Consider the following 23117-nt stretch of genomic DNA (forward strand, 5'->3'; position numbering starts at 1 on the left):
GGTCGCGCGGGTCTGTCAATCCGCGGGCCTATCGTCGGCAGGCCTCTTTCCGAAAACCGCTGTCGCTGCCCATCGCTACCTGTCATCCGGACACGCCCCTTCCCGGCAGCCGACGACAAGGGACGCAGCGATGCATTTTTCGTCAATCTGCGGTCGCGGCCGCGAGCCGGTATAGTTCTGCAGTAAGCTTACTTTCCCGCACGCGCGCTTCGCCGACACAAGGTAGAATCGCGGCGAGCAAACGTTTCCAACTGATTGCGGCATTGCGCCGCCTGGCCAAATCTAGTCCATGCCTTCCGCAGAATCGCACCCGCAAAACGACTTCATGAACGCCGCGCGTAAGGAAAGAAAGCGCGTCGAAATCTATCTGGTCAACGGCATTCGCCTGACCGGATGCATCGAGTCGTTCGATCAGTATCTGGTGATGCTGCGCACGCCCGTTGGCCTGCAAGGCATCTACAAGCGCGCCATTTCGACCATCCAGCTCGACACCGGCACCCGTCCGGGTCCGCGCCCGGGCGGCGCTCGCAGCTCGCACGGCGAGCATACGAGCCGCGGCCCGCACGGCAGCCACGGTGGCCATGGCCCGCGTGAACAACGAGAACCGCGTGAACCGCGCGAGCCGCGTGAAAACTGGTCGGCGCCGTCCGGCGCGCCGTCGGGCGCATCGAGCACCCCCGGCAATGACCGTGGCTCTCAGGACGGCCCGGTCGTCGTCACGCGCCGCCGCCGCCTCTACGGCGCGGTGAACAACGGCGGCAACGGCGGCGAAGGCTCGGGCAACAGCTAAGCCGCTGCTGGCTGGCGTACTCGCTGCACGGTACGCCGATCACGCCGACATTCAGTACAGTACGGGCGCGCCTTGGCGCGCCTGCTTGTTTGTGCGCGCGTTTTGTACAGCTACGGTGCGGTTGCGTTCAGTTTCGTTCCACCGTCTTCCGACACGCTCTGACAGCCGTGACTCGCGGTCACGATTCCGGCTTTGCGTTATTCTGGGCGTGACGCATATCGCAACGGAGACCGCCATGAGCGCATCCAAGCCGAAAGCCCCGCAACCCTCGCAACAAGACCCGCTCGACGAAGCGCTCGAAGAAACGTTCCCCGCGAGCGATCCGATCGCCGTCGACCCCTCGCCTGCCGGCTCTCAACCGAAGCCCCATTCCGCAGACGAAACCCACAAGGGTCGCGACACGCATCGCCACGGCAAGCACTGAGCGCGACCCGAACGATCGCACCATGAAGAAAGGCGGAGCGCCTATGACGCTCCGCCTTTTGCGTGCCGCATACGCGTGTTCCGCGCAACCCGTTGCACAGCCGGGCGCCGGGTGAGCACGCCGGCCACACCGCGCACCGGCGATTAGCGGATCGGCAGACCGCCTTCCACTTGTTGCTGCAGTTCGCGCACTTGACGCTGGACCGTGCGCAGTTGCGCCTGGGCGGCCGTCTTCTGCGCCTGCAACGCGTTCGCCTGATCGCGGCCCTGCTTCTGCCGGTCGGCGACAAGCGCCTGCTGCTCGCGCGCGATAGCCAGATCCGCCTGGAGCCGGTTCGCGTGGTCCTGCGTGAGCGCGATCATGCGGTCCGTGAACGCCTTCTGCGCTTCGAGGCGCGTGCGGCGAATTTCCACTTCGGCGAGCTGGCCCGACTTCACCGCGAAGTCGCGATAGATGGCTTCAGCACGCGTCTCGTCGCTCGTCTTGATCACGCGCCAGAACGTCTTGTTCTGGAACAGCGTGACGTAGTACGTCATTTCCTTGCCGTAAAACAGCAAGCTTGCGCCATACGAGCCGTTGTAGGTCGTGCGCAGTTCGGCGAGATCCGAGCCTCGCAGCATCTCCTGCAGCTCGGCGACGTTGCCCGCGGCGTTCTGCTTCGCTTCATCCGGCGTGAGTACGCCCGGCTGGCTCGCTGCCAAAGGCAACGCAGGGGTTGCGGCCTGATCGTCCTGCACTGCGGGTGCGGCGGTGGTCTGTGCTACGGGCGCCGCTGCTGCTGCATTCGCTGCTGCTGAATTGTCAGGCGGCGTCTGTGCGCAGCCCGTACCGATTCCCCCGATTAATACCAGCGCCGCCAGAGCGGTGCGACGAACTCTCCACTTGTAGTCCATGTAGTACCTGCTTTGAACAGTTCTAATTTTTACAAATCGGCACAATTATTACTCACTTTCACGTGTTTCGGGCCACTCGTAGAAAATTTGCCGATTACGTATCTTTTCCCACAACACATAGCAAGAATTTCCTGGGAATTGCGTGCTGTCCTTGCATCGCCAGCCGTTTTGGTCCAGCGCGGCCAGGGCCGACCAAACTAGAGTTCCTTCTCTCAAACGCGCGCGATGCTTTCCAGTATCCTGCCCTGACCTTGCGGCTTGCCAGGCGTGCCTGGCGCGACGCACGGTCAGCGTCGACACGACAAACAACATCAGTGGAGGAAGACATGAATCGAGTCATCGGACGCGCGGCGCGCCACGTTGCGCTTGCGAGTGCACTGCTATGCGGCGCCCTCGCCGCGCACGCTCAAACCGACACGCCCGTCGGCGTCTGGCAGACCATCGACGATCACACCGGCCAGCCGAAAGCGCTCGTGCAGATCAGCGCCGACGCCAACGGCGACCTGAGCGGCAAGGTCATCAAGGGCCTCGGCGCGACTGATCAGCCCGATCGGCGCTGCACGGCCTGCACCGACTCGCGCAAGGATCAGTTGATCCTCGGCATGACGATCATCGACAGCATGAAAAAGACCGCTGAGGGGTATGACGGCGGGCACATTCTCGACCCTGAGAACGGCAAGGTGTACCGCTGCAAGATGCATACGGAAGACGGCGGCCAGAAACTCGTCGTGCGCGGCTATATGGGTATTTCGCTGCTTGGCCGCTCGCAAACCTGGGTGCGTCAGCAGTGACTCCATGCGTGAGCGGATCGACCTGAGGACCGGCGCACAAACCGGCCAGGGGACCTGGGAGACGAAACCGGCCGAAGCGCGCACATGAGCCGCTTCGGCCGAACTTCATCAGCGCCGGTATTACGCTGTGTGGCGATACACGGAGCGACCGGTGAAAGGCTGCGACTGCGCGGACGCGCTCGCCAACAGGACGAACGGCGAATTGCGCGGCACGTTGCGCGCCGCTTCCTGCCTGCGCGCCGCTTTTTCTGCACGGCTCGCGTGCTTGCGCATGCGCGTTTCGATGGTGTCGCACAACCTCACGCCGTCTTCGCCGAACAACTCGCCCATCACGCGCTTGAGCGCCCCGTTGTAGTGCCAGGTCTTGAAGCGGCGATGGCAGGTTTGATACGAGGGGTAGCGGCGCGGCATGGCCGACCAGTTCGCGCCGCTATACATGACCCACAGCACGCCGTTGAGCACCGAGCGCGTATTGGCGAGCGGCCGTCCACGCAACTCGGTGCGCGGACGCAGTTCGGGCAGGAGCAGCATCACGCGCTGCCACTCTTCGTCGGTAATATCGCGATGCGGGGTCATGGAAGGTCCTTTGTCAGACGGTGTGCTGACAAACGATATCCACTCACCCCCGCCATCCATATCAGACGAGTCCGAATCTTGAAAAGGGTGCCGCCGCGCTCTTTTGAGACTGGCTCGACGCCTGCGTGACACTCCCTGGACCGGCGCGGACGCCGTGCGCTCAGGTCAGGGCCGTATCGACGATGCGGCGCGGCGTTTCGAGATATTCCTTCGACTGCATTTCGACGATGCGCGACACCGTGCGCGTGAACTCGTTGGCCATCGGGCCTTCCACATAGAGTTCCTCGGGCGGCACCGCGGCCGACATCAGCAGCTTGACCTTGTGGTCGTAGAACACGTCGATGAGCCAGGTGAAGCGGCGTGCTTCGGACTGCATACGAGGCGTCATCTGCGGCACGTCGGAGAGGATCACCGCGTGAAAGCGGCTTGCCAGCTCCAGATAATCGTTCTGCGAACGTGGACCGCCGCACAGCGTCGCGAAATCGAACCACACCACGCCGTCGGCCTTGCGCAGCGCCTTCAGTTCGCGCTTTTCGATGCGCAGCAGCGGGCTTTCGTCGGGGACGGCGGCCAGCTCCGCGAACGAGTGGCGCAGCGCCTTGTCGGCGGCGGCGCCGAGCGGCGTGTGATAGACCTCGACCTGCGCGAGCGTGCGCTGGCGGTAGTCGACGCCCGCATCGACGTTGAGCACGTCGAGCTTGCTCTTGATCAACTCGATCGCAGGCAGCATGCGGTCGCGATGCAGCCCGTCGGGATAGAGCAGATCGGGATCGTAGTTGGACGTCATCACGAACTGCACGCCGTTCTCGAAGAGACGGTCGAGCAGACGGTAAAGGATCATCGCGTCGGCGATGTCCGAGACGTGGAATTCGTCGAAGCAGATCAGGCGATAACGCTTCGCAATGCGGCGCGCGAGTTCGTCGAGCGGATCGGCCTGGCCCTTGAGCTCTTCGAGCTCACGGTGCACTTCGCGCATGAATTCGTGAAAGTGCAGACGCGTCTTGCGCTGCAGCGGCACGACAGCATAGAAGCTGTCCATCAGGAAGCTCTTGCCGCGCCCAACACCGCCCCACATGTACACGCCGCGCGGCAGGTCCGGGTGAATAAGAAACTTCTTGAAGGCGTTCGAACGCCGCGACTTGTATGCGACCCACTCGTCGTAGCACCGCTGCAGCCGGTCGATCGCGGCGCGTTGCGCCGTATCGGGCTTGTATCCCCGCTTCTGCAGTTCGTTTTCGTAGTATTCGGTGACGTTCATTTTCCGGGCCGCAAATGAGGAAAGGCGGGAGAGCAAAAGCCCACCCGCCTCCGTACGTGATGCTGGGTACTGCGGGGCAGCGCGGCCAAAAAAGTCGGCCGCCCTGCCCTTGGCGCTTACATGTTGAGCGCGCGCTTGTCAGTGGCGAGTGCAGCTTCGCGCATGACTTCGGACAGCGACGGGTGCGGATGGCAGATGCGGCCGATGTCTTCGGCGGCAGCCTTGAATTCCATCGCCACCACGGCTTCCGCGATCAGGTCCGATGCGTTGGCCGAGATGATGTGCACGCCGAGCAGTTCGTCGGTCTTCGCGTCGGCGATCATCTTCACAAAGCCGTCGGCCTTGTTGATGCCGAGCGCGCGGCCGTTCGCCATGAACGGGAACTGGCCCGTCTTGATGTCGCGGCCTTCCGCCTTGAGCTGCTGCTCCGTCTTGCCGACCCATGCGATTTCCGGCTCGGTGTAGATCACCCACGGAATGCAGTTGTAGTCGATGTGCGGCTTCTGGCCGTCGATGATCTCGGCCACCAGCACGCCTTCGTCTTCTGCCTTGTGCGCGAGCATCGGGCCACGCACCACGTCGCCGATCGCGTACACGTTCGGCACCGACGTTGCGCAGTGGTCGTCCACGTCGATGAAGCCGCGCTCATTGGCCTTCAGCCCGATCGCTTCGAGACCGAGGTTGTCGGTGTTCGGCACGCGGCCAACCGACACGATCAGGCGGTCGGCTTCGAGCTTCTGCGCGTTGCCGTCCTTGTCCGTGTAGTTGATCGTGACGCTCTTGTCGGTCGTCGTCACTTCGCCGACCTTCACGCCAACGTGAATGTCGAGACCCTGCTTCTTGAAGAGCTTCGCGGCTTCCTTCGCGAGCGCCTGGTCAGTCGCGCCGAGGAATTCCGGCAGCGCTTCGAGGATCGTGACCTCGGCACCGAGACGGCGCCACACCGAGCCGAGCTCCAGACCGATCACGCCTGCGCCGATCACAGCGAGCTTCTTCGGCACGCTGTCGAACGTGAGCGCGCCTTCGTTGTCGGAGATGATCTTGTTGTCGACCGGAATGCCCGGCAGATGGCGTGCCTTCGAGCCCGTCGCGATGATCACGTTCTTCGCCGTGACGACTTCGGTTTCGCCTTCGCCGCTCACTTCGATCTGCACGCCGGCTTCGTTCTTGCCGGTGAACTTGCCGTGGCCCTTGAGCCACGTGATCTTGTTCTTGCGGAACAGGAACTCGATACCCTTCGTCATCTTCTCGACGATGCCTTCCTTGCGGGCGATCATCTTCGCGACGTCGATCTTCACGTCGCCCACGCTGATGCCGTGGTCAACGAGATGATGCGCGGCATTTTCGAACTCTTCCGACGAGGCGAGCAGCGCCTTCGACGGAATGCAGCCGACGTTCAGGCAAGTGCCGCCGAGCTTCAGCGCGCCGGCCGGGTTCTTCCACTTTTCGATACACGCAACCGACTTGCCGAGCTGTGCGGCGCGGATCGCCGCGATATAGCCGCCGGGGCCGGCGCCGATCACGACGACGTCAAATTCTTTGGACATGGTCATCCTTTCGAGACGTGAGCGCGGCACGCGGAGCCCGGTTTCCGGAATCCGCGCGCACGGCGCTCAGTGTGAGACTTGATGCTTGATGAGGCCGATCTTTACAGGTCGAGCAGCAGACGAGCCGGATCTTCCAGCGCATCCTTCATCGCGACGAGCGACAGGACGGCTTCGCGGCCGTCGATGATGCGGTGGTCGTAAGACATCGCGAGGTAGTTCATCGGGCGGATCACGATCTGGCCGTTCTCCACCACAGCGCGTTCCTTCGTCGCGTGCACGCCGAGGATCGCCGACTGCGGCGGGTTGATGATCGGGGTCGAGAGCATCGAGCCGAACACGCCGCCGTTCGAGATCGAGAACGTACCACCCGTCATTTCTTCGATCGAAAGCTTGCCGTCCTTGGCCTTCTGGCCAAATTCGGCGATCTTCTTCTCGATGTCGGCGAGGCTCATCTGGTCTGCGTTACGCAGGATGGGCACCACCAGACCGCGCGGCGAGCCGACCGCGATACCGATGTCGAAGTAGCCGTGGTAGACGATGTCGTTGCCGTCGATCGACGCGTTGACGAGCGGGAACTTCTTGAGGGCGTGCACTGCGGCCTTCACGAAGAACGACATGAAGCCGAGCTTCACGCCGTGTTCCTTTTCGAACTTGTCCTTGTACTTGTTGCGCAGGTCCATGACCGGCGCCATGTTCACTTCGTTGAACGTCGTGAGGATGGCGTTGGTTTGCTGCGACTCGAGCAGACGCTCGGCGATACGCGCACGCAGACGCGACATCGGCACACGCTGTTCCGGACGGTCGTTGAGCCAGTTCGCAGCCGATGCCGGTGCGTTGACTTGCGGCAGCGACGGCTTGGCGGTAGCCGGCTTCGCAGCCGGGGCGGCTGCGGGAGCGGCCTTCGGCGCGCCTGCGCCGAGCACGTCCTGCTTCGTGATGCGGCCGTCACGGCCCGTGCCGGCGACGTCGCCGCCTGCGAGACCCTTCTCTGCCATCAGCTTCGTCGCTGCAGGCGAGGCGACCGTGCTGCTTGCCGTCGTTGCGGCGGCAGCAGCCGGTGCAGCTGCGGGAGCCGCGGCGGCAGCCGGCGCGGCTGCGGCTGCGGGCGCTGCAACGGCGCCAGCCTTGGCTTCCGTGTCGATCTTCGCGATCACCTGTTCGCTGGTGACGGTAGCGCCGTCGCCCACGATGATCTCGGCCAGCACGCCGGCAGCCGGCGCGGGCACTTCGAGCACGACCTTATCGGTTTCGATCTCGATGACAACTTCGTCCTGGGCGATAGCTTCGCCCGGCTTCTTCTTCCACTGCAGCATCGTGCCTTCCGACACCGACTCCGAAAACTGCGGAACTTTGACTTCTACGATAGCCATGTGATTTTCCTGAATACGTATCTGGGTACGAACCGGGTCGCGCACGTGAGCGCGGGAAAGCGCGCGTCGTTCAGCACGCCTTCCCGGTTCGATTTGCTCTAGTGCTTACTTCGCGACCTGCGCGCCCTTCAGGCGGCCGAATGCACCTTCGATCAGCGCCTTCTGCTGCTCGTAATGCTTCGCGTAGTAGCCGACAGCCGGCGATGCGGAAGCAGGACGGCCGCTGTACGCGAGCTTCATGCCTTCCTTCATGCCTTCCTTCAGGTGGTGCTCGATGTAGAACCACGGGCCCTGATTCTGCGGCTCGTCCTGCACCCAGACCACTTCGGTCGCGTTGTCGTACTTCTTCAGCTCGGCTTCGAACTGCTTGTGAGCAAACGGATAGAGCTGTTCGATACGGATGATCGCGACGTCGTTCGCCTTCGCTTCGCGGCGGTGCGCGACGAGGTCGAAGTACACGCGGCCCGAGCAGGCGACCACGCGCTTGACCTTCTTCGCGTCGATGGCTTCGTCCACTTCGCCGATGACCGGCTGGAACGTGCCCTTCGCGAGTTCGGACAGGTCCGACACGGCTTCCTTGTGACGCAGCAGCGACTTCGGCGTGAAGATGATGAGCGGCTTGCGGAACAGGCGGATCATCTGGCGGCGCAGCACGTGGAAGATCTGGGCCGGCGTGGTCGGCTGAACGACCTGCATGTTGTGCTCGGCGCACAGCTGCAGGAAACGCTCGATACGCGCCGACGAGTGCTCCGGACCCTGGCCTTCATAACCGTGCGGCAGCAGCATCGTGAGACCCGAAACGCGGCCCCACTTCACTTCGCCCGACGAGATGAACTGGTCGATCACGACCTGCGCACCGTTGACGAAGTCGCCGAACTGGCCTTCCCACGCGACGAGCGTGTTCGGCTCCGCAGTCGAGTAGCCGTATTCGAAGCCCAGCACTGCCTCTTCCGAGAGCACCGAGTCGATCACCGTGAACTGCGCCTGGTTCTCGCCGATGTTCTGCAGCGGCACGTACGTGCCGTCGTCCCAACGCTCGCGGTTCTGGTCATGCAGAACGGCGTGGCGGTGCGTGAACGTGCCGCGGCCCGAGTCCTGGCCCGTCAGGCGAACTGCGTAGCCCGAAGCGACCAGCGACGCGAACGCGAGGTGCTCGCCCATGCCCCAGTCGAGCTTCGCTTCGCCCTTGCCCATCGCGCGGCGGTCGTTGATGACGCGCTCGACCAGCGGGTGAACCTTGAAGTTCTGGGGGATCGTGGTGATGCGCTCAGCCAGACGCTTGAGTTCGGCGAGCGGCACAGCCGTATCGGCTGCGTCGGTCCACTTGCGGTTCAGGAACGGAACCCAGTCCACCGCGTACTTGCTCTTGTAGTTCGAGAGCACGGGGTCGACCGTGTGGTGGCCTTCGTCCATCGCGGCGCGATAGGCCTTGACGTAGTTGTCCGCGTCCTCAGCCGTGATCACGCCTTGCTGCACGAGCTTTTCGGCGTACAGCGCACGGGTGCCCGGGTGCTTCGCGATCGTCTTGTACATCAGCGGCTGCGTGACCGCGGGCGTGTCCTGCTCGTTGTGGCCCAGCTTGCGGAAGCAGATGATGTCGACGACGACATCCTTGTGGAACTGCATGCGGAATTCGACCGCGAGCTGGATCGCCAGCACGACCGCTTCCGGATCGTCGCCGTTCACGTGCAGCACCGGCGCTTCGATCATCTTGACCACGTCGGTACAGTAGAGCGTCGAACGCGCGTCGCGCGGGTCCGAGGTCGTGAAGCCGATCTGGTTGTTGATGACGATGTGCAGCGTGCCGTGCGTGCCGTAGCCGCGCGTTTGCGCGAGGTTCAGCGTTTCCATCACGACGCCCTGGCCTGCGAAGGCCGCGTCGCCGTGGATCTGCACCGGCAGCACCTGCAGGCCGTCTGCATCGCCGCGGCGATCCATACGGGCCTTCGCCGAGCCTTCGACCACCGGGTTGACGATTTCGAGGTGCGACGGGTTGAACGCGAGCGACAGGTGGACCGGACCGCCTTCGGTCGCGACGTCCGACGAGAAGCCCTTGTGGTACTTCACGTCGCCTGCCGGCAGGTCGTCGACGTGCTTGCCTTCGAATTCGGCGAAGAGGTCAGCCGGCATCTTGCCGAGCGTATTGACCAGCACGTTCAGACGGCCGCGGTGAGCCATGCCGATGACGATTTCCTGCACGCCCTTCGCGCCCGCGTGACGAACGACTTCGTCCATCGCGGCGATGAAGGACTCGCCGCCTTCGAGCGAGAAGCGCTTCTGGCCGACGTACTTGGTGTGCAGGAAGCGCTCGAGGCCTTCGGAGGCCGTCAGGCGCTGCAGGATGTGCTTCTTCTTGTCGTTCGAGAAGTTCGGCGTCGAGCGGATCGACTCGAGACGCTCCTTCCACCAGCGCTTCTGTTCAGGATCGCTGATGTACATGTACTCGGCGCCGATCGTACCGCAGTACGTATCGCGCAGCGCCTTGACGATCTCGCGCAGCGTCGCGCGCTCGAAACCGAAGTACAGGTTCGTGGCGCTGAACGTCTGGTCCATGTCGGCTTCGGTGAAGTCGTAGAACGCAGGCTCGAGTTCGGGGATGTTCGGACGTTCGCGACGCTTGAGCGGATCGAGATTGGCCCATTGCGAGCCGAGGAATCGATAAGCGCCAATCAGGGACTGAACGTAGACTTGCTTGCGTGCCGTGGCGAGATCTTCGCCGCCGCCGCGCGGAACAAATGCATTGGCCTTCGCGCGTTGAGCGAAGGATTCGACGATCGGCCCGTGGGCGATGTCGTTGTCTGCCGTGCCACTCGACGACGGCACGTTTTGCAGTGCGTCGAAGTACTCACGCCAGTTGTCCGGAACGGACGCAGGGTTATCAAGATATGCTTCGTATAGCTCTTCGACATACGGAGCATTGCCGCCGAACAAATAGGAGTTCAGCTGGAATTGCTTCATCGTTTCCGACATTTACGCTCACCTTTCTTCGAGTTTCTCGAGAAATAGCGGGTTACTCAACCTTCCGCGCCACGGCCTGACCGTTTAGCGGATTGCGAATCAAGTCTGCTTGGAAGGACCTAAATCATGCATCCGCGGAGTATAGCGCATATGCGCATCTCGCCACAGGATGCAATGCGACCGAACACCACGCGGGAACCCTTTTTCCACGGGCCCTTGCGGCATTCGCAACGCACTCTTCCCGCACCGCAATACAATCCCCGCCAGACGCAAAAAAGCCGCCCATAAAGCGGCGGCTTTTCTGTGAGTCTTTGTGCATTGCAGTGCAGAAAAAAGCGCTAAAAATGCCAATTACTCGGCAGCGCCTTCGCGGCTCGCGCGGCGACGCTCGTGCTCTTTGAGGTGACGCTTGCGCAGACGGATCGACTGCGGCGTGACTTCCACGAGTTCGTCGTCGTCGATGAATTCCACGGCGTATTCGAGCGACATCTGGATCGGCGGCACGAGGCGCACGGCTTCGTCGGTGCCCGAGGCGCGCACGTTGGTGAGCTGCTTGCCCTTGATCGGGTTCACGACGAGGTCGTTGTCGCGGCTGTGAATGCCGATGATCATGCCTTCGTACAGCGCGTCGCCCGGCTTCACGAACATGCGGCCGCGGTCCTGCAGCTTCCACAGTGCGTAGGCGACAGCGGCGCCGTCGTCCTGCGAGATCAGCACGCCGTTGCGGCGCTCGCCGAGCGAGCCTTCCTTGATCGGACCGTAGGCGTCGAACACGTGGCTCATCAGGCCCGTGCCGCGCGTGAGCGTCATGAATTCGCCCTGGAAGCCGATCAGGCCACGCGCCGGAATACGATACTCGAGACGCGTGCGGCCGCGGCCGTCCGAAGCCATGTCGAGCATTTCGCCCTTGCGGCGGCCCAGTTCTTCCATCACGCCGCCCTGGTGGCCGTCTTCGACGTCCACGGTCAGCATTTCGTACGGCTCCTGCTTCACGCCGTCGACTTCGTGCAGCACCACGCGCGGACGCGACACGGCCAGCTCGTAGCCTTCGCGGCGCATGTTTTCGATCAGGATCGTGAGGTGCAGTTCGCCACGGCCCGACACTTCGAACGTGGTTTCGTCGCCGGTGTCCTTCACGCGCAGCGCGACGTTGTGGTTCAGTTCCTTCGTGAGACGGTCGCGGATCTGGCGGCTCGTCACGAACTTGCCTTCGCGGCCGGCGAGCGGCGACGAGTTCACGAGGAAGTTCATCGTCAGCGTGGGCTCGTCCACCGTGATCATCGGCAGCGCTTCGGGGGTGTCGACCGCGCAGATCGTCGCGCCGATGCCGATGTCTTCAATGCCGTTGATCAGCACGATGTCGCCGGCTTCGGCCGATTCGACCTGCACGCGCTCGAGGCCGCTGAACGACAGCACCTGGTTGATCTTGCGGTTCATCACCTCGCCTTCCGGGCCGAAGCGCAGCGCCACCGGCTGACCCGGCTTGATGCGGCCACGCTTGATACGGCCCACGCCGATACGGCCGACGTAGGTCGAGTAGTCGAGCGAGGTGATCTGCAGCTGCAGCGGGCCTTCCGGATCGGCGTCGCGAACCGGCACGTGCTCGAGCACGGCTTCGAACAGCGGGCGCATGTCGCCTTCGCGCGCATCCGGCGACAGCGAAGCGTAGCCGTTCAGGCCCGAAGCGTAGACCACCGGGAAGTCGAGCTGCTCTTCGGTCGCGCCGAGCTTGTCGAACAGGTCGAAGGTCTGATTGATCACCCAGTCGATACGGGCGCCCGGACGGTCGATCTTGTTCACGACGACGATCGGCTTGAGGCCGAGCGCGAGCGCCTTCTTCGTGACGAAGCGCGTTTGCGGCATCGGGCCTTCGACGGCGTCGACGAGCAGCAGCACCGAGTCGACCATCGACAGCACGCGTTCCACTTCACCGCCGAAGTCGGCGTGGCCCGGGGTGTCGACGATGTTGATGTGGGTGCCTTCGTACTCGACGGCGCAATTCTTCGACAGAATCGTGATCCCGCGCTCTTTTTCGATGTCGTTCGAGTCCATGACGCGTTCGGCGATCTGCTGGTTGTCGCGGAAGGTGCCGGACTGGCGCAGCAGTTGGTCGACGAGCGTGGTCTTGCCGTGGTCGACGTGGGCAATGATGGCGATGTTGCGAAGAGCGCGGGACATAGGAACCTGGGTACAGTTGAGTGCGTCGCGCATGCCCTGCTGGCAGGCCCGGCGAGGGCGCGCGGCCGCCGCTTCGACCCGCCCCGGACTTGCTGCCGGCGGGTCAATTCAGCATCGCTGCGATGACGCACTTTTGGGAACCCGAAATTATAGCACGCGCAGATGAATTGATCTCGCGCATATCAGGAAGCACCCTGGATCGGGGCGGCCGGCGTCGCAACCGCGCAACGCGGGTAACGATTCGACGGACGCCGCCGCGCGCCGTTCACGCCGGATTTTCCCATGCCCACGGGGCCGGATTAAGCCCCTACTCTGCAAAGGTTTCTCGGCAAAGGCAGAATAAACCTTGCCGCGTCAACTAACCGCCCCTATAATCCCTGCCTGGTCAACCATTGCACTCGCAGCAGAATCATGACGGATCCGACTCCCACGCCCCCGCCCGAAGTCCGCGACTACGACCTCGGCGAAAGCGTCGGCTACCTGATCTCGCGGGTGAAATCGACGATGTCGAACATGGTCACCCAGCGCGCCGTCGCCGAACTCGGCGTCACGAGCCAGCAGGCCAGCATCCTCTTCATGGTGGCGACCGGCAAATGCACGCTCGCAGCCGAACTCGCCCGCGAGTACGGCATCGACGCAAGCGCCGTCACACGTCTCGTCGACCGGCTGGAGAAGCGCGGGCTCCTCAAGCGCGTGCGCAGCTCCGAAGATCGCCGCGCGGTGCGCCTCGCGCTCACGCCCGAGGGCCTTGCCATCGCCGCGCGCATGCCGGCGATTTTCCGCAGTGTCACCGAGCATCTGTCGGCCGGATTCACGCCTGAGGAAGTGGGCTTCCTGAAGAGCATGTTGCGGCGGATTCTTTCGAATAGCTGCGAAGCTAGCCAGAGTTCGAACCCGAATCCGCCCGAGAATCGATGACGGGGCAAGCAAATTTGAAATTGCCGAACAAGAAAATAGCTGCAGCGTCCAGTATCACCACACACTCTCACGCATCGAGACGAGCAATGAAATCCCAAACCGAGTTTGCGCCAGTTCCGGCCGTGCGGGCACTGTCCTGCCGGGCGGCGGTCGCCGCCGCGGTCGCGGCGCTCGCCCTTGCGGGTTGCGCGAACTACATCGGCATCAAGAGCGACAAGACCATCGATCAGCCGCAGCAGTTCGAAAGCTCGCAGAGCATTCCGGCGCAAGGCGGCCAGTGGCCGACGCTCGACTGGGCAAACCAGTTCGGCGATCCGCAGTTGCCCAAGCTGATCGACGAGGCGCTCGAAGGCAGCCCGAGCATCGCTCAGGCGCAGGCGCGCCTCGCCAAGGCCTCGTCGTATATCGAAACCTCGCGCTCGGCGCTCTTCCCGAAGGCCAACCTGAGCTACTCGTGGACCCGCGAGCTGTACTCGGCCAACGCCCTGTTCCCGCCCCCGTATGGCGGCACCTGGTATAGCGAGAACAACGTGCTCGCCAGCGCCTCGTGGGATCTGGACCTCTGGGGCAAGAACCGTCAGCGCCTCGCGCAAGCCGTGTCCTCGCAGCGTGCCGCCGAGGCCGACATGCAGCAGGCGCGCATCACGCTCGCCTCGTCGGTCGCCCGCACGTACAACCAGCTCGCCCAGCTCTACGAGCTGCGCGACATCGCCGTGCACGAGATCGACAACCGCAAGACCATCGGCACGATCACGAACGGCCGCGTGGTGGCGGGCCTCGATACCAACGTCGAGAAGCAGACCGCGAACGGCAACATCGCGACGAGCCAGGCGAACCTCTCGCAGATCGACGGCCAGATCGAATCCGTGCGCTATCAGCTCGGCGCGCTGCTCGGCAAGGGCCCCGACCGCGGCCTGCAGATCGCGCAACCGGTGCTCAACCCGGTTGCCAACGTCGCCCTGCCCGACAATCTGCCCGCCGACCTGCTCGCGCGCCGCCCCGACATCGTCGCCGCGCGCTGGCAGGTGGAAGCCGCGATGCACGACGTGAAGGAAGCCAAGGCCGAGTTCTATCCCGACGTGAACCTTGCGGCCGGCTTCGGCTTCGACGCGTTCGGCTGGGGCAAATTCCTGAACTTCACGAGCCGCCAGGCGAACATCGGCCCGGCCGTGCATTTGCCGCTCTTCGACGCGGGCGCGCTGCGCGCGCAACTGAAGGGCCGCTACGCCGACTTCGAGCTCGATGTCGCGAACTACAACCAGACGCTGATCGGCGCGTTCCAGGACGTGGCGACCAACGTGTCGACGATCCGTTCGGCAGACCGGCAACTGGTGGACGCCGATCGCGCGCTCGACGCGTCGACCAAGGCCTGGCAGCTCGCGGTGATCCGCTACAAGGCGGGGCTCTCCGAGCAGCTTCAGGTGCTCACCGCCGACCAGAACCGCCTCGCCGCGGAGCAGACGGTGTCGAACCTGAAGGCGCAGCGCCGCGACCAGCAGATGGCGCTCATCAAGTCGCTTGGCGGCGGCTTCGAAGCGCAAGGCGCGGGGCTCACGCCGCCGGCCGAAGTCGGCAGCGAAGCGCGGGGCCAGAGCGACGTGAACGGCGCACCGTGGCGCGGTACGCGCTCGCCGCAGAACGCGGCAGCGGCGGCGAACGCTGCAAACGCCGCGCCCGTGTCGAACTGAGCGCCGAGCAGCACACGAACATCAAAAACTGAACGAACAGCACGCAAGCATCCGGAGATCCTTCCATGAGCACCCCCCAGCAGCCGGCGGCCAACCCGCAGCCGAACGCGAACAGCGGCAAGCGCAAGCGCATGATGACGCTGCTTGTCCTCGTGATCGTGATTGCAGCCGTTGCCTACGGCCTCTACTACTTCCTCGTCGCACGCTTCACCGAAAGCACGGACGACGCCTACGTGAATGGCAACGTCGTGCAGATTACGCCGCAGGTCACCGGCACGGTGATCGCACTGAAAGCGGACGACACGCAAACCGTGAACGTCGGCGACCCGCTCGTGCTGCTTGATCCGGCCGACGCACGCGTAACGCTCGAGCAAACCGAAGCGCAACTCGCGCAGACGGTGCGCCAGGTGCGCGGCCTCTTCGCCGACGACAGCCAGTACGAAGCGCAAGTCGCCCAGCGTCAGTCCGACCTCTCGCGTGCGCAGGACGACCTGCGCCGCCGCATGCAGGTCGCGCAGACGGGCGCCGTCTCGCAGGAAGAGATCTCGCACGCACGCGACGCCGTGCGCAGTGCCGAAGCCGCGCTCGAAGCCGCACAGCAGCAGCTCGCCGCAAACCGCGCGCTGACCGCGAACACGACCATCGCCAATCACCCGAACGTGGAGGCCGCCGCCGCCAAGGTGCGCGACGCCTATCTGGCGAATGCGCGCAACACGCTGCCCGCACCGGTTACCGGCTACGTGGCCAAGCGCTCGGTGCAGGTGGGCCAGCGCGTCTCGCCGGGCAATCCGCTCATGTCGGTGGTGCCGCTGAACTCGCTGTGGGTCGACGCCAACTTCAAGGAAGTGCAGCTCAAGCACATGCGCATCGGCCAGCCGGTCGAGATGACGGCCGACGTCTATGGCTCGTCGGTCGTCTACCACGGCAAGGTGGTGGGCTTCTCGGCGGGCACGGGTTCGGCCTTCTCGCTGCTGCCAGCGCAGAACGCGACGGGTAACTGGATCAAGGTGGTGCAGCGCCTGCCGGTGCGTATCTCGCTCGATCCGGAAGACCTGCAGAAGCACCCGCTGCGTATCGGCCTCTCGATGCAGGTGGACGTGAGCATCCGCAACGATTCGGGCACGCAGCTCGGCAATGCGCAGAACACCGTCTACGAGACCGATGTGTTCGCCAAGTACGGCGCGGAAGCCGACGCGGAAATCGCGCGCATCATCGCCGAAAACGCCGGTCCGAACGCGCACAAGACGGCTAGCGTCAGCAACAACGCCAGCGGCGCGACCGGCAACGCATCCGCAAAGGCGCAGGTGTCGTCCGCTCACGCGGCGAAGCCGGGCGCAAAAGGCTGATTGAAGCCCTGATAAAAGCACTCGCAGACGCCGGCGCGGGCTGATCGTCAGCCCGCGCCGCTTTGTTTCGCGCGGCCTCCAACAGGTCAACAAGAAAGGACGCCATGGCAGCAGCACAACAACCCGTCGCGCATCCGCCGCTACAGGGCGCGCAACTCGTGATCGGCACCGTCGCGGTGTCGCTCGCGGTGTTCATGAACGTGCTCGACACCTCGATCGCGAACGTGTCGATCCCGTCGATCTCGGGCGACCTCGGCGTGTCGTCGGACCAGGGCACGTGGGTCATCACCTCGTTCGCGGTGGCCAACGCGATCTCCGTGCCGCTCACCGGCTGGCTCACACAGCGTTTCGGCCAGGTGCGCCTGTTCATGGCGTCGATCATCCTGTTCGTGATCTCGTCATGGATGTGCGGCCTCGCGCCCACGCTGCCCTTCCTGCTCGCCTCGCGCGTGCTGCAAGGCGCCGTGGCCGGCCCGATGATCCCGCTCTCGCAAACGCTGCTGCTCGCGAGCTACCCGCGCGCGAAGGCGCCCATGGCGCTCTCGATGTGGTCGATGACCACGCTGATCGCGCCGGTGGCCGGCCCGATTCTCGGCGGCTGGATCTCCGACAACATTTCGTGGCCCTGGATCTTCTACGTGAACATTCCGGTGGGCATCGTCGCGGCGCTCGCCACGTGGGCGATCTTCCGCAATCGCGATTCGGAGGTGAGGAAGGCGCCGATCGACGGCGTGGGCCTCGCGCTCCTCATCATCTGGGTGGGCTCGCTGCAGGTGATGCTCGACAAGGGCAAGGACCTCGACTGGTTCTCGTCCACCACGGTCGTCGTGCTCGCGCTCACCGCCGTGATCGCATTCGCGTTCTTCGTGGTGTGGGAGCTGACCGCGGATCACCCCGTGGTCGACCTGTCGCTATTTGCGCGACGCAATTTCACGGGCGGCACGATTGCGCTTTCGGTGGGCTACGGGCTGTATTTCGGCAATCTCGTGCTACTGCCGCTGTGGCTGCAAACCACCCTCGGCTACACCGCAACGGACGCGGGCCTCGTGATGGCGCCCGTGGGCTTCTTCGCCATCCTGCTCTCGCCGATCACGGGCAAGATCTTGCCGCGCACCGACCCGCGTTATATCGCGACGACAGCCTTCATCGTGTTCGCGCTGTGCTTCTGGATGCGCTCGCAATACACGACGGGCGTGGACACGTGGGCGCTTACGCTGCCTACGCTCATCCAGGGCATCGGCATGGCGGGTCTGTTCATTCCACTCGTGTCGATCACGCTGTCGGGTCTGCCGGGCCATCGCATTCCCGCGGCCTCGGGCCTGTCGAACTTCGTGCGGATCATGTGCGGCGGTATCGGCACCTCGATCTTCGAAACAGCGTGGGATCACCGGACGACGTTTCACCACGCGCGCCTGAACGAAGTGGCTACGCCGACCAACCCGGTCTTCAACCAGTCGATGCAGCAGTTCCAGGGCGCGGGTCTCGATCCTTCCCAGGCGCACGGGCTCTTCGACCGGATGCTCTCGCAGCAGGCCGCGCAACTCGGCGTGAACGACCTGTTCTGGATTTCCTCGATGATCTTCATCGTGCTGATCGCACTCATCTGGATCACGCGGCCCGAGCGCGCCGGCGGTGCGGACGCGGGTGCAGCGGCTTCGGCAGCGCATTGAGGTCGATGCGCTAGCGCTTGCGGGTATCCATAGCAAAACGGCACGTCCGGTTCCTCACCGACGTGCCGTTTTTTTTCGTGCGCACCAGGCGCGACGCAAGCGTACTCAGGCTGCGCCGCTGACCACCAGCCGCTCCGGCGCAAGCACGCCGTTCGCGGCCTTCGCGACGCCAAGCAGGCGCCCATCCTCTGCATAGACGCGCACGCGTTCAGCCGCTTCGCAAACCGCGCGATCGAGCACCAGCTCGTTGAGCGGCAAGCGCTGGCCATGCGTGAAGCGGCGCGCCGCCTCTACATTGAGCGTCACGGCGGGGAACGTGGAGAGTAGCGCATCGACGGGACGCAGCCAGGTGTCGCGCTCGGGCTCGTCGGCGGCGGTGAGTGCGTCGAGCGTCACTGCATGCTCGAGCGTGAGCGCGCCCACACCCGTACGCCGCAGCATCACGAGATGCGCGCCGCAGCCAAGCGCCTCGCCGATATCTTCGGCAAGCGTGCGGACGTACGTGCCCTTGCTGCAGGTCACGCGAAACGTCACCTCGGGAACCTCGGGAAGCGCGCTGGCGATCATCTCCAACGCAAGGATCTTCACCTCGCGCCCTTCGCGCTCGACCGTCTGGCCCGCACGCGCATATTCATAGAGCGGCTTGCCGTCGCGCTTGAGCGCCGAATACATCGGGGGCACCTGCACGATGTCGCCGAGGAAGCGTGTCATCGTCTCACGCACGGCAGCTTCGTCGCAGGTGACCTCGCGCGTTTCGATCGCCTCGCCTTCGGCGTCGCCGGTGGCCGTGCGAATGCCGAGGCGCATGGTCGCCTCATAGGTCTTGTCGGCTTCGAGCAGATCCTGCGAAAACTTGGTCGCCTCGCCGAAGCACAGCGGCAGCAGACCCGACGCGAGCGGGTCGAGCGTGCCGGTGTGGCCGGCCTTCTTCACGCGGTACAGGCGCTTCGCACGAATCAACGCGTCGTTGCTCGAAAGGCCAACGGGCTTGTCGAGCAGCAGCACGCCGTCGAGCAGGCGGCGCGGGACTCTCGGTCGCGCCGCATCAGATCGCTGCCCGCCATGATTCTGTTTCGATGATGCAGTCATTGCCCGCGTCAGTCGTCCTTCGCGCGCGTCGCGTTCGCCTCGTCGATCAGGCGCGACATCTCGACACCCTTCTCGACCGACTGGTCATAGTGGAAATGCAGCGTCGGCACCGTGTGAATATGCAGGCGCTTGAAGAGCTGGTTGTGCAGATGACCTGCGGCGTGATTGAGCGCTTCCTGCGTGGTCTTCGGGTCGCCCGTGAGGGTCGTGAAGTAGACCTTGGCGTGCGCATAGTCGGGCGTGAGTTCCACGCTCTGGATCGTCACGAGCCCGATTCGCGGGTCCTTGACTTCGCGCATCAGCTCAGACAGATCGCGCTGGATCTGATCCGCGATCTGCACGTTGCGATTCGGGGAAGTACGTTTTTTCGGCATGATGGTTCCACCTCTTGATCTGCGAGGCATTCGGGCGGCGTTGCGTCCATGAAGGCGCACACGGCCGCGCAAAAAACAAAACGGGCGGGGCTGGCCAGCGCCTGCCCCGCCCGTTATCGGCAAAACCGCGGCAAACCCGCGGTCAGGCGGGCGACCCGAAGGTCTGCCCGCAGGCGCCGCTGTATTACAGCGTACGCGCGACTTCGGTGATCTCGAACACTTCGAACTGGTCGCCTTCGACGATGTCGTTGAAGTTCTTGATCGACATACCGCACTCGAAGCCTTGCTTGACTTCCTTGACGTCGTCCTTGAAGCGCTTGAGCGAGTCGAGTTCGCCGGTATGGATGACGACGTTGTTGCGGATCACGCGCACCGACGACGAACGCTTGACGAAACCGTCCGTGACCATACAACCTGCGATCAGGCCGACCTTCGGCACGCGAATCACCTGACGCACCTCGGCCATGCCCGTGACCGTCTCGCGCTTCTCCGGCGCCAGCATGCCCGACATCGCCGCCTTCACCTCATCCACTGCGTCATAGATGATGTTGTAGTAACGGATGTCGATGCCATTCGCCTCGGCAACCTTACGCGCCTGCGCATCTGCACGCGTATTGAAGCCGATGATGACCGCCTTCGAAGCCGTTGCCAGGTTGACGTCCGACTCGCTGATCGCACCGACCGCGCTGTGCACGATCTGCACGCGCACTTCGCTGGTCGACAGTTTGAGCAGCGATTGCACCAGCGCTTCCTGCGAACCCTGCACGTCCGCCTTGACGATGAGCGGCAGGTTCTGCACTTCGCCTTCGCCCATCTGCTCGAGCATGTTTTCGAGCTTCGCGGCCTGCTGCTTCGCGAGCTTGACGTCGCGGAACTTGCCTTGACGGAACATGGCGATTTCACGCGCCTTGCGATCGTCCGGCAGCACGATGACTTCTTCGCCCGCGCCCGGCACTTCCGACAGACCCTGGATCTCGACCGGAATCGACGGGCCCGCTTCCTTCGTGGGCTTGCCGGTTTCGTCGAGCATGGCGCGCACGCGGCCGTAGGCGCTGCCAGCGAGCACGACGTCGCCACGGTTCAGCGTGCCGGACTGGACGAGGATCGTTGCAACCGGCCCCTTGCCCTTGTCGAGCTTCGCTTCGATCACGAGACCCTTGGCCGGCGCTGCGACCGGTGCCGTGAGTTCCAGCACTTCGGCTTGCAGCAGCACGTTTTCGAGCAGGTCGTCGATGCCTGCGCCGGTCTTCGCCGACACCGGCACGAACGGCGAGTCTCCGCCGTACTCTTCCGGCACGACGCCTTCTGCGACGAGCTCCTGCTTCACGCGCTCGAGATTCGCGTCCGGCTTGTCGATCTTGTTGATCGCCACGACGAGCGGCACACCCGCAGCCTTGGCGTGCGCGATCGCTTCCTTGGTTTGCGGCATCACGCCGTCGTCGGCTGCGACCACCAGAATGACGATGTCGGTTGCCTTTGCACCGCGAGCACGCATGGCCGTGAAGGCCTCGTGACCCGGCGTGTCGAGGAACGTGATGACGCCACGCGGCGTTTCGACGTGGTAAGCGCCGATGTGCTGCGTAATGCCGCCCGCTTCGCCCGCGGCAACCTTGGCGCGGCGGATGTAGTCGAGCAGCGAGGTCTTGCCGTGGTCGACGTGACCCATGACCGTGACGACCGGCGGACGCGGCAGTTGCTCGGCGTCCGTAGCCGTGCCCTGGCCTTCGACCAGCAGCGCTTCCGGATCGTCGAGCTTCGCGGCAACCGCACGGTGGCCGAGTTCCTCGACGATGATCATCGCCGTTTCCTGGTCGAGCATCTGGTTGATGGTGACCATCTGGCCCATCTTCATCATCGCCTTGATGACTTCCGATGCCTTCACGGACATCTTGTGCGCGAGGTCGGCCACGGTGATGGTTTCCGGCACGTGCACTTCACGCACGATCGGCTCGGTCGGCGCCTGGAACGTCGACGCGTCCTGGTGACGGCCACGGCCCTTCGGGCCGCCGCGCCAGCCGCGGTCCACGCCGCCCGACGAGTCGCCGCGCGTCTTGATGCCACGGCGCTTGGCCGCGTCGTCCTGCCAGCCGCCCTTGCCTGCGCCCGGCTTCTTGTTGCGGTCGCCCGCACCGGCACCCGGCGCGCTCGTCGAAGGCGCGGCCGTCGTGGCCGGCTTCTTCGCCGCGGCGCCTGCTCCGGCGGCCGGACGTGCCGGCGCACCTTCCGGACGGGCCGGCTTGTGCAGCGTGCCCTTGGCTTCGGCGGGCTTGGCCGGCTCGACGGGCTTGGGCGGCTCGGGTGCCTTCACCTGCGCCTTGCGCGGCGTGTTCATCATCTCGCGGATCGCGCGCGCTTCGGCTTCTGCAGCCGCGCGGCGGCGGGCGATCTCGTCCTGTTCCTTCTGCGCCTTATCGGCGGCTTCGCGTGCGGCGGCTTCGGCCTTCTGGGCCGCCTCGCGCTGCGCGGCGCGCTCGGCTGCGGCGCGCTGTTCTTCCTGCTGATCCTGCGCTTGCTTCACTTCTTTCGCTTCCGCTTCGGCATTGCGCTGCGCAGCCACGGCCTGAGCGGCCAACTCGCGAGCGGCGGTATCGGCCGCCGCCCTCTTCTTTGCAGCTTCTTCTTCGGCGCGGCGGCGTTCGGCCTCGGCGGCCTCTTCGCGCGCACGGCGCTCCGACTCTTCACGGGCGAGCAGTTCCTGGCGCTCCTTGAGCTCCTGGGCCTGACGCTCGAGCAGTTCTGCCTCGCGGCGCGCTTCTTCCTCGCGGCGCTGCAGCTCCGCCTCTTCGGCGGCAGCAGCTGCGTCGGCTGCATGATTCGATGCCTCCGCCTCTCCGGCGGACTCGTCGCGGCGGACGAACGTGCGCTTCTTGCGCACCTCGACCTGAATGGTGCGTGCCTTACCCGTCGAATCGGACTGCTTGATCTCCGACGTATGCCGTTTCGTCAGCGTGATCTTGCGTTTGTCTGCATCAGTCGAGCCGTGAGACTTGCGCAAGTGATCGAGCAGACGCGCCTTGTCGGTCTCCGACAAGGCATCGCTCTCGCTCGCTTTCGTGACGCCCGCCGCCTGCAGCTGCTCGAGCAGCACGCCGGCAGGCATTTTCAGTTCCGCGGCAAATTGGGCTACGTTGTTACTCGCCATTCATTCCTCTTAATGCAAGGACCGATTCCTTGCGGTTGACATCGGGTCATGCGGCCTTCGGTGCCTCGCGTTCTGCAAGGCTCCGCCGCGTTCAGTTCAGTGGGT

At 64.3% G+C, this 23117-nt stretch carries 17 protein-coding genes; 7 read left to right on the forward strand and 10 right to left on the reverse strand.

Annotated features, from left to right (window positions below):
* Positions 1–289: 289 nt before the first annotated feature.
* Together hfq and BFD71_RS29600 are read left to right on the forward strand one after the other, a co-directional pair.
* Positions 290–790: an RNA chaperone Hfq gene (hfq, locus tag BFD71_RS29595; RefSeq protein ID WP_069267861.1), complete on the forward strand. Its 501-nt coding sequence runs from the start codon at positions 290–292 to the stop codon at positions 788–790.
* 235 nt (positions 791–1025) lie between these two features.
* On the forward strand, positions 1026–1214 hold the full coding sequence (locus BFD71_RS29600; RefSeq protein ID WP_069267862.1) for a hypothetical protein: 189 nt from the start codon (positions 1026–1028) through the stop codon (positions 1212–1214).
* Positions 1215–1357: 143 nt separating this feature from the next.
* On the opposite strand, the gene BFD71_RS29605 is transcribed toward BFD71_RS29600, so the two are convergent.
* Complete coding sequence (locus BFD71_RS29605; RefSeq protein ID WP_069267863.1) at positions 1358–2107, reverse strand: DUF2968 domain-containing protein; 750 nt, start codon at positions 2105–2107, stop codon at positions 1358–1360.
* Between the two features lie 326 nt (positions 2108–2433).
* Here BFD71_RS29605 and BFD71_RS29610 point away from each other — a divergent pair, with 326 nt between their 5' ends.
* Positions 2434–2898 carry a DUF2147 domain-containing protein gene (locus BFD71_RS29610; RefSeq protein ID WP_069267864.1) on the forward strand — a complete coding sequence of 155 codons (465 nt, stop codon included), beginning with the start codon at positions 2434–2436 and terminating at the stop codon, positions 2896–2898.
* A gap of 120 nt (positions 2899–3018) precedes the next feature.
* On the opposite strand, the gene BFD71_RS29615 is transcribed toward BFD71_RS29610, so the two are convergent.
* The 6 genes from BFD71_RS29615 to typA all read right to left on the reverse strand — a co-directional run bounded on the left by BFD71_RS29615 (position 3019) and on the right by typA (position 12785).
* On the reverse strand, positions 3019–3474 hold the full coding sequence (locus BFD71_RS29615) for a transposase (RefSeq protein ID WP_083245540.1): 456 nt from the start codon (positions 3472–3474) through the stop codon (positions 3019–3021).
* A 160-nt stretch (positions 3475–3634) separates the two neighbouring features.
* Positions 3635–4732 (reverse strand): cell division protein ZapE, encoded by a 1098-nt coding sequence (gene zapE / locus BFD71_RS29620; RefSeq protein WP_069267865.1) that lies wholly within the window; start codon positions 4730–4732, stop codon positions 3635–3637.
* Positions 4733–4848: 116 nt separating this feature from the next.
* Entirely contained in the window at positions 4849–6279 is a 1431-nt protein-coding gene (gene lpdA, locus BFD71_RS29625; protein ID WP_069267866.1) for a dihydrolipoyl dehydrogenase, read from the reverse strand.
* 101 nt (positions 6280–6380) lie between these two features.
* Positions 6381–7649: a 2-oxoglutarate dehydrogenase complex dihydrolipoyllysine-residue succinyltransferase gene (gene odhB, locus BFD71_RS29630; protein WP_069267867.1), complete on the reverse strand. Its 1269-nt coding sequence runs from the start codon at positions 7647–7649 to the stop codon at positions 6381–6383.
* Positions 7650–7754: 105 nt separating this feature from the next.
* A complete protein-coding gene (locus BFD71_RS29635) occupies positions 7755–10619 on the reverse strand; it encodes a 2-oxoglutarate dehydrogenase E1 component (protein WP_069267868.1) in 2865 nt (954 codons plus the stop codon).
* A 339-nt stretch (positions 10620–10958) separates the two neighbouring features.
* Positions 10959–12785: a translational GTPase TypA gene (gene typA, locus BFD71_RS29640; protein WP_069267869.1), complete on the reverse strand. Its 1827-nt coding sequence runs from the start codon at positions 12783–12785 to the stop codon at positions 10959–10961.
* Between the two features lie 411 nt (positions 12786–13196).
* On the opposite strand from typA, the gene BFD71_RS29645 reads away from it, so the two are divergent.
* The 4 genes from BFD71_RS29645 to BFD71_RS29660 all read left to right on the forward strand — a co-directional run bounded on the left by BFD71_RS29645 (position 13197) and on the right by BFD71_RS29660 (position 18407).
* Positions 13197–13703: a MarR family winged helix-turn-helix transcriptional regulator gene (locus BFD71_RS29645; protein ID WP_069267870.1), complete on the forward strand. Its 507-nt coding sequence runs from the start codon at positions 13197–13199 to the stop codon at positions 13701–13703.
* Between the two features lie 86 nt (positions 13704–13789).
* Positions 13790–15391: an efflux transporter outer membrane subunit gene (locus BFD71_RS29650; RefSeq protein WP_083245541.1), complete on the forward strand. Its 1602-nt coding sequence runs from the start codon at positions 13790–13792 to the stop codon at positions 15389–15391.
* A 65-nt stretch (positions 15392–15456) separates the two neighbouring features.
* On the forward strand, positions 15457–16737 hold the full coding sequence (locus BFD71_RS29655; RefSeq protein ID WP_069267871.1) for an EmrA/EmrK family multidrug efflux transporter periplasmic adaptor subunit: 1281 nt from the start codon (positions 15457–15459) through the stop codon (positions 16735–16737).
* A gap of 104 nt (positions 16738–16841) precedes the next feature.
* On the forward strand, positions 16842–18407 hold the full coding sequence (locus BFD71_RS29660; protein ID WP_069267872.1) for a DHA2 family efflux MFS transporter permease subunit: 1566 nt from the start codon (positions 16842–16844) through the stop codon (positions 18405–18407).
* Between the two features lie 105 nt (positions 18408–18512).
* Here the strand turns inward: BFD71_RS29660 and truB are convergent, their stop codons facing one another.
* From truB to infB, 3 genes are all read right to left on the reverse strand, one after another.
* The gene (gene truB, locus BFD71_RS29665; protein WP_069267873.1) at positions 18513–19496 is read right to left on the reverse strand and encodes a tRNA pseudouridine(55) synthase TruB; all 984 of its coding nucleotides are present in this window, start codon (positions 19494–19496) and stop codon (positions 18513–18515) included.
* Between the two features lie 8 nt (positions 19497–19504).
* Complete coding sequence (gene rbfA, locus BFD71_RS29670; protein WP_042272510.1) at positions 19505–19870, reverse strand: 30S ribosome-binding factor RbfA; 366 nt, start codon at positions 19868–19870, stop codon at positions 19505–19507.
* 184 nt (positions 19871–20054) lie between these two features.
* Positions 20055–23012 carry a translation initiation factor IF-2 gene (gene infB, locus BFD71_RS29675; protein WP_069267874.1) on the reverse strand — a complete coding sequence of 986 codons (2958 nt, stop codon included), beginning with the start codon at positions 23010–23012 and terminating at the stop codon, positions 20055–20057.
* Positions 23013–23117 lie beyond the last annotated feature (105 nt).

The organism is Paraburkholderia nodosa, from assembly GCF_001718195.1.
Classification (GTDB): domain Bacteria; phylum Pseudomonadota; class Gammaproteobacteria; order Burkholderiales; family Burkholderiaceae; genus Paraburkholderia; species Paraburkholderia nodosa_A.

What these genes read in the sequence shown, in the direction of transcription:
- rbfA (WP_042272510.1), bottom strand. Translation starts at nt 19,870, where the DNA reads ATGCCGAAAAAACGTACTTCCCCGAATCGCAACGTGCAGATCGCGGAT.
- BFD71_RS29615 (WP_083245540.1), bottom strand. Translation starts at nt 3,474, where the DNA reads ATGACCCCGCATCGCGATATTACCGACGAAGAGTGGCAGCGCGTGATG.
- BFD71_RS29655 (WP_069267871.1), top strand. Translation starts at nt 15,457, where the DNA reads ATGAGCACCCCCCAGCAGCCGGCGGCCAACCCGCAGCCGAACGCGAAC.
- zapE (WP_069267865.1), bottom strand. Translation starts at nt 4,732, where the DNA reads ATGAACGTCACCGAATACTACGAAAACGAACTGCAGAAGCGGGGATAC.
- lpdA (WP_069267866.1), bottom strand. Translation starts at nt 6,279, where the DNA reads ATGTCCAAAGAATTTGACGTCGTCGTGATCGGCGCCGGCCCCGGCGGC.
- hfq (WP_069267861.1), top strand. Translation starts at nt 290, where the DNA reads ATGCCTTCCGCAGAATCGCACCCGCAAAACGACTTCATGAACGCCGCG.
- BFD71_RS29605 (WP_069267863.1), bottom strand. Translation starts at nt 2,107, where the DNA reads ATGGACTACAAGTGGAGAGTTCGTCGCACCGCTCTGGCGGCGCTGGTA.
- BFD71_RS29610 (WP_069267864.1), top strand. Translation starts at nt 2,434, where the DNA reads ATGAATCGAGTCATCGGACGCGCGGCGCGCCACGTTGCGCTTGCGAGT.
- BFD71_RS29660 (WP_069267872.1), top strand. Translation starts at nt 16,842, where the DNA reads ATGGCAGCAGCACAACAACCCGTCGCGCATCCGCCGCTACAGGGCGCG.
- BFD71_RS29650 (WP_083245541.1), top strand. Translation starts at nt 13,790, where the DNA reads ATGAAATCCCAAACCGAGTTTGCGCCAGTTCCGGCCGTGCGGGCACTG.
- BFD71_RS29635 (WP_069267868.1), bottom strand. Translation starts at nt 10,619, where the DNA reads ATGTCGGAAACGATGAAGCAATTCCAGCTGAACTCCTATTTGTTCGGC.
- infB (WP_069267874.1), bottom strand. Translation starts at nt 23,012, where the DNA reads ATGGCGAGTAACAACGTAGCCCAATTTGCCGCGGAACTGAAAATGCCT.
- typA (WP_069267869.1), bottom strand. Translation starts at nt 12,785, where the DNA reads ATGTCCCGCGCTCTTCGCAACATCGCCATCATTGCCCACGTCGACCAC.
- BFD71_RS29645 (WP_069267870.1), top strand. Translation starts at nt 13,197, where the DNA reads ATGACGGATCCGACTCCCACGCCCCCGCCCGAAGTCCGCGACTACGAC.
- truB (WP_069267873.1), bottom strand. Translation starts at nt 19,496, where the DNA reads ATGACTGCATCATCGAAACAGAATCATGGCGGGCAGCGATCTGATGCG.
- odhB (WP_069267867.1), bottom strand. Translation starts at nt 7,649, where the DNA reads ATGGCTATCGTAGAAGTCAAAGTTCCGCAGTTTTCGGAGTCGGTGTCG.
- BFD71_RS29600 (WP_069267862.1), top strand. Translation starts at nt 1,026, where the DNA reads ATGAGCGCATCCAAGCCGAAAGCCCCGCAACCCTCGCAACAAGACCCG.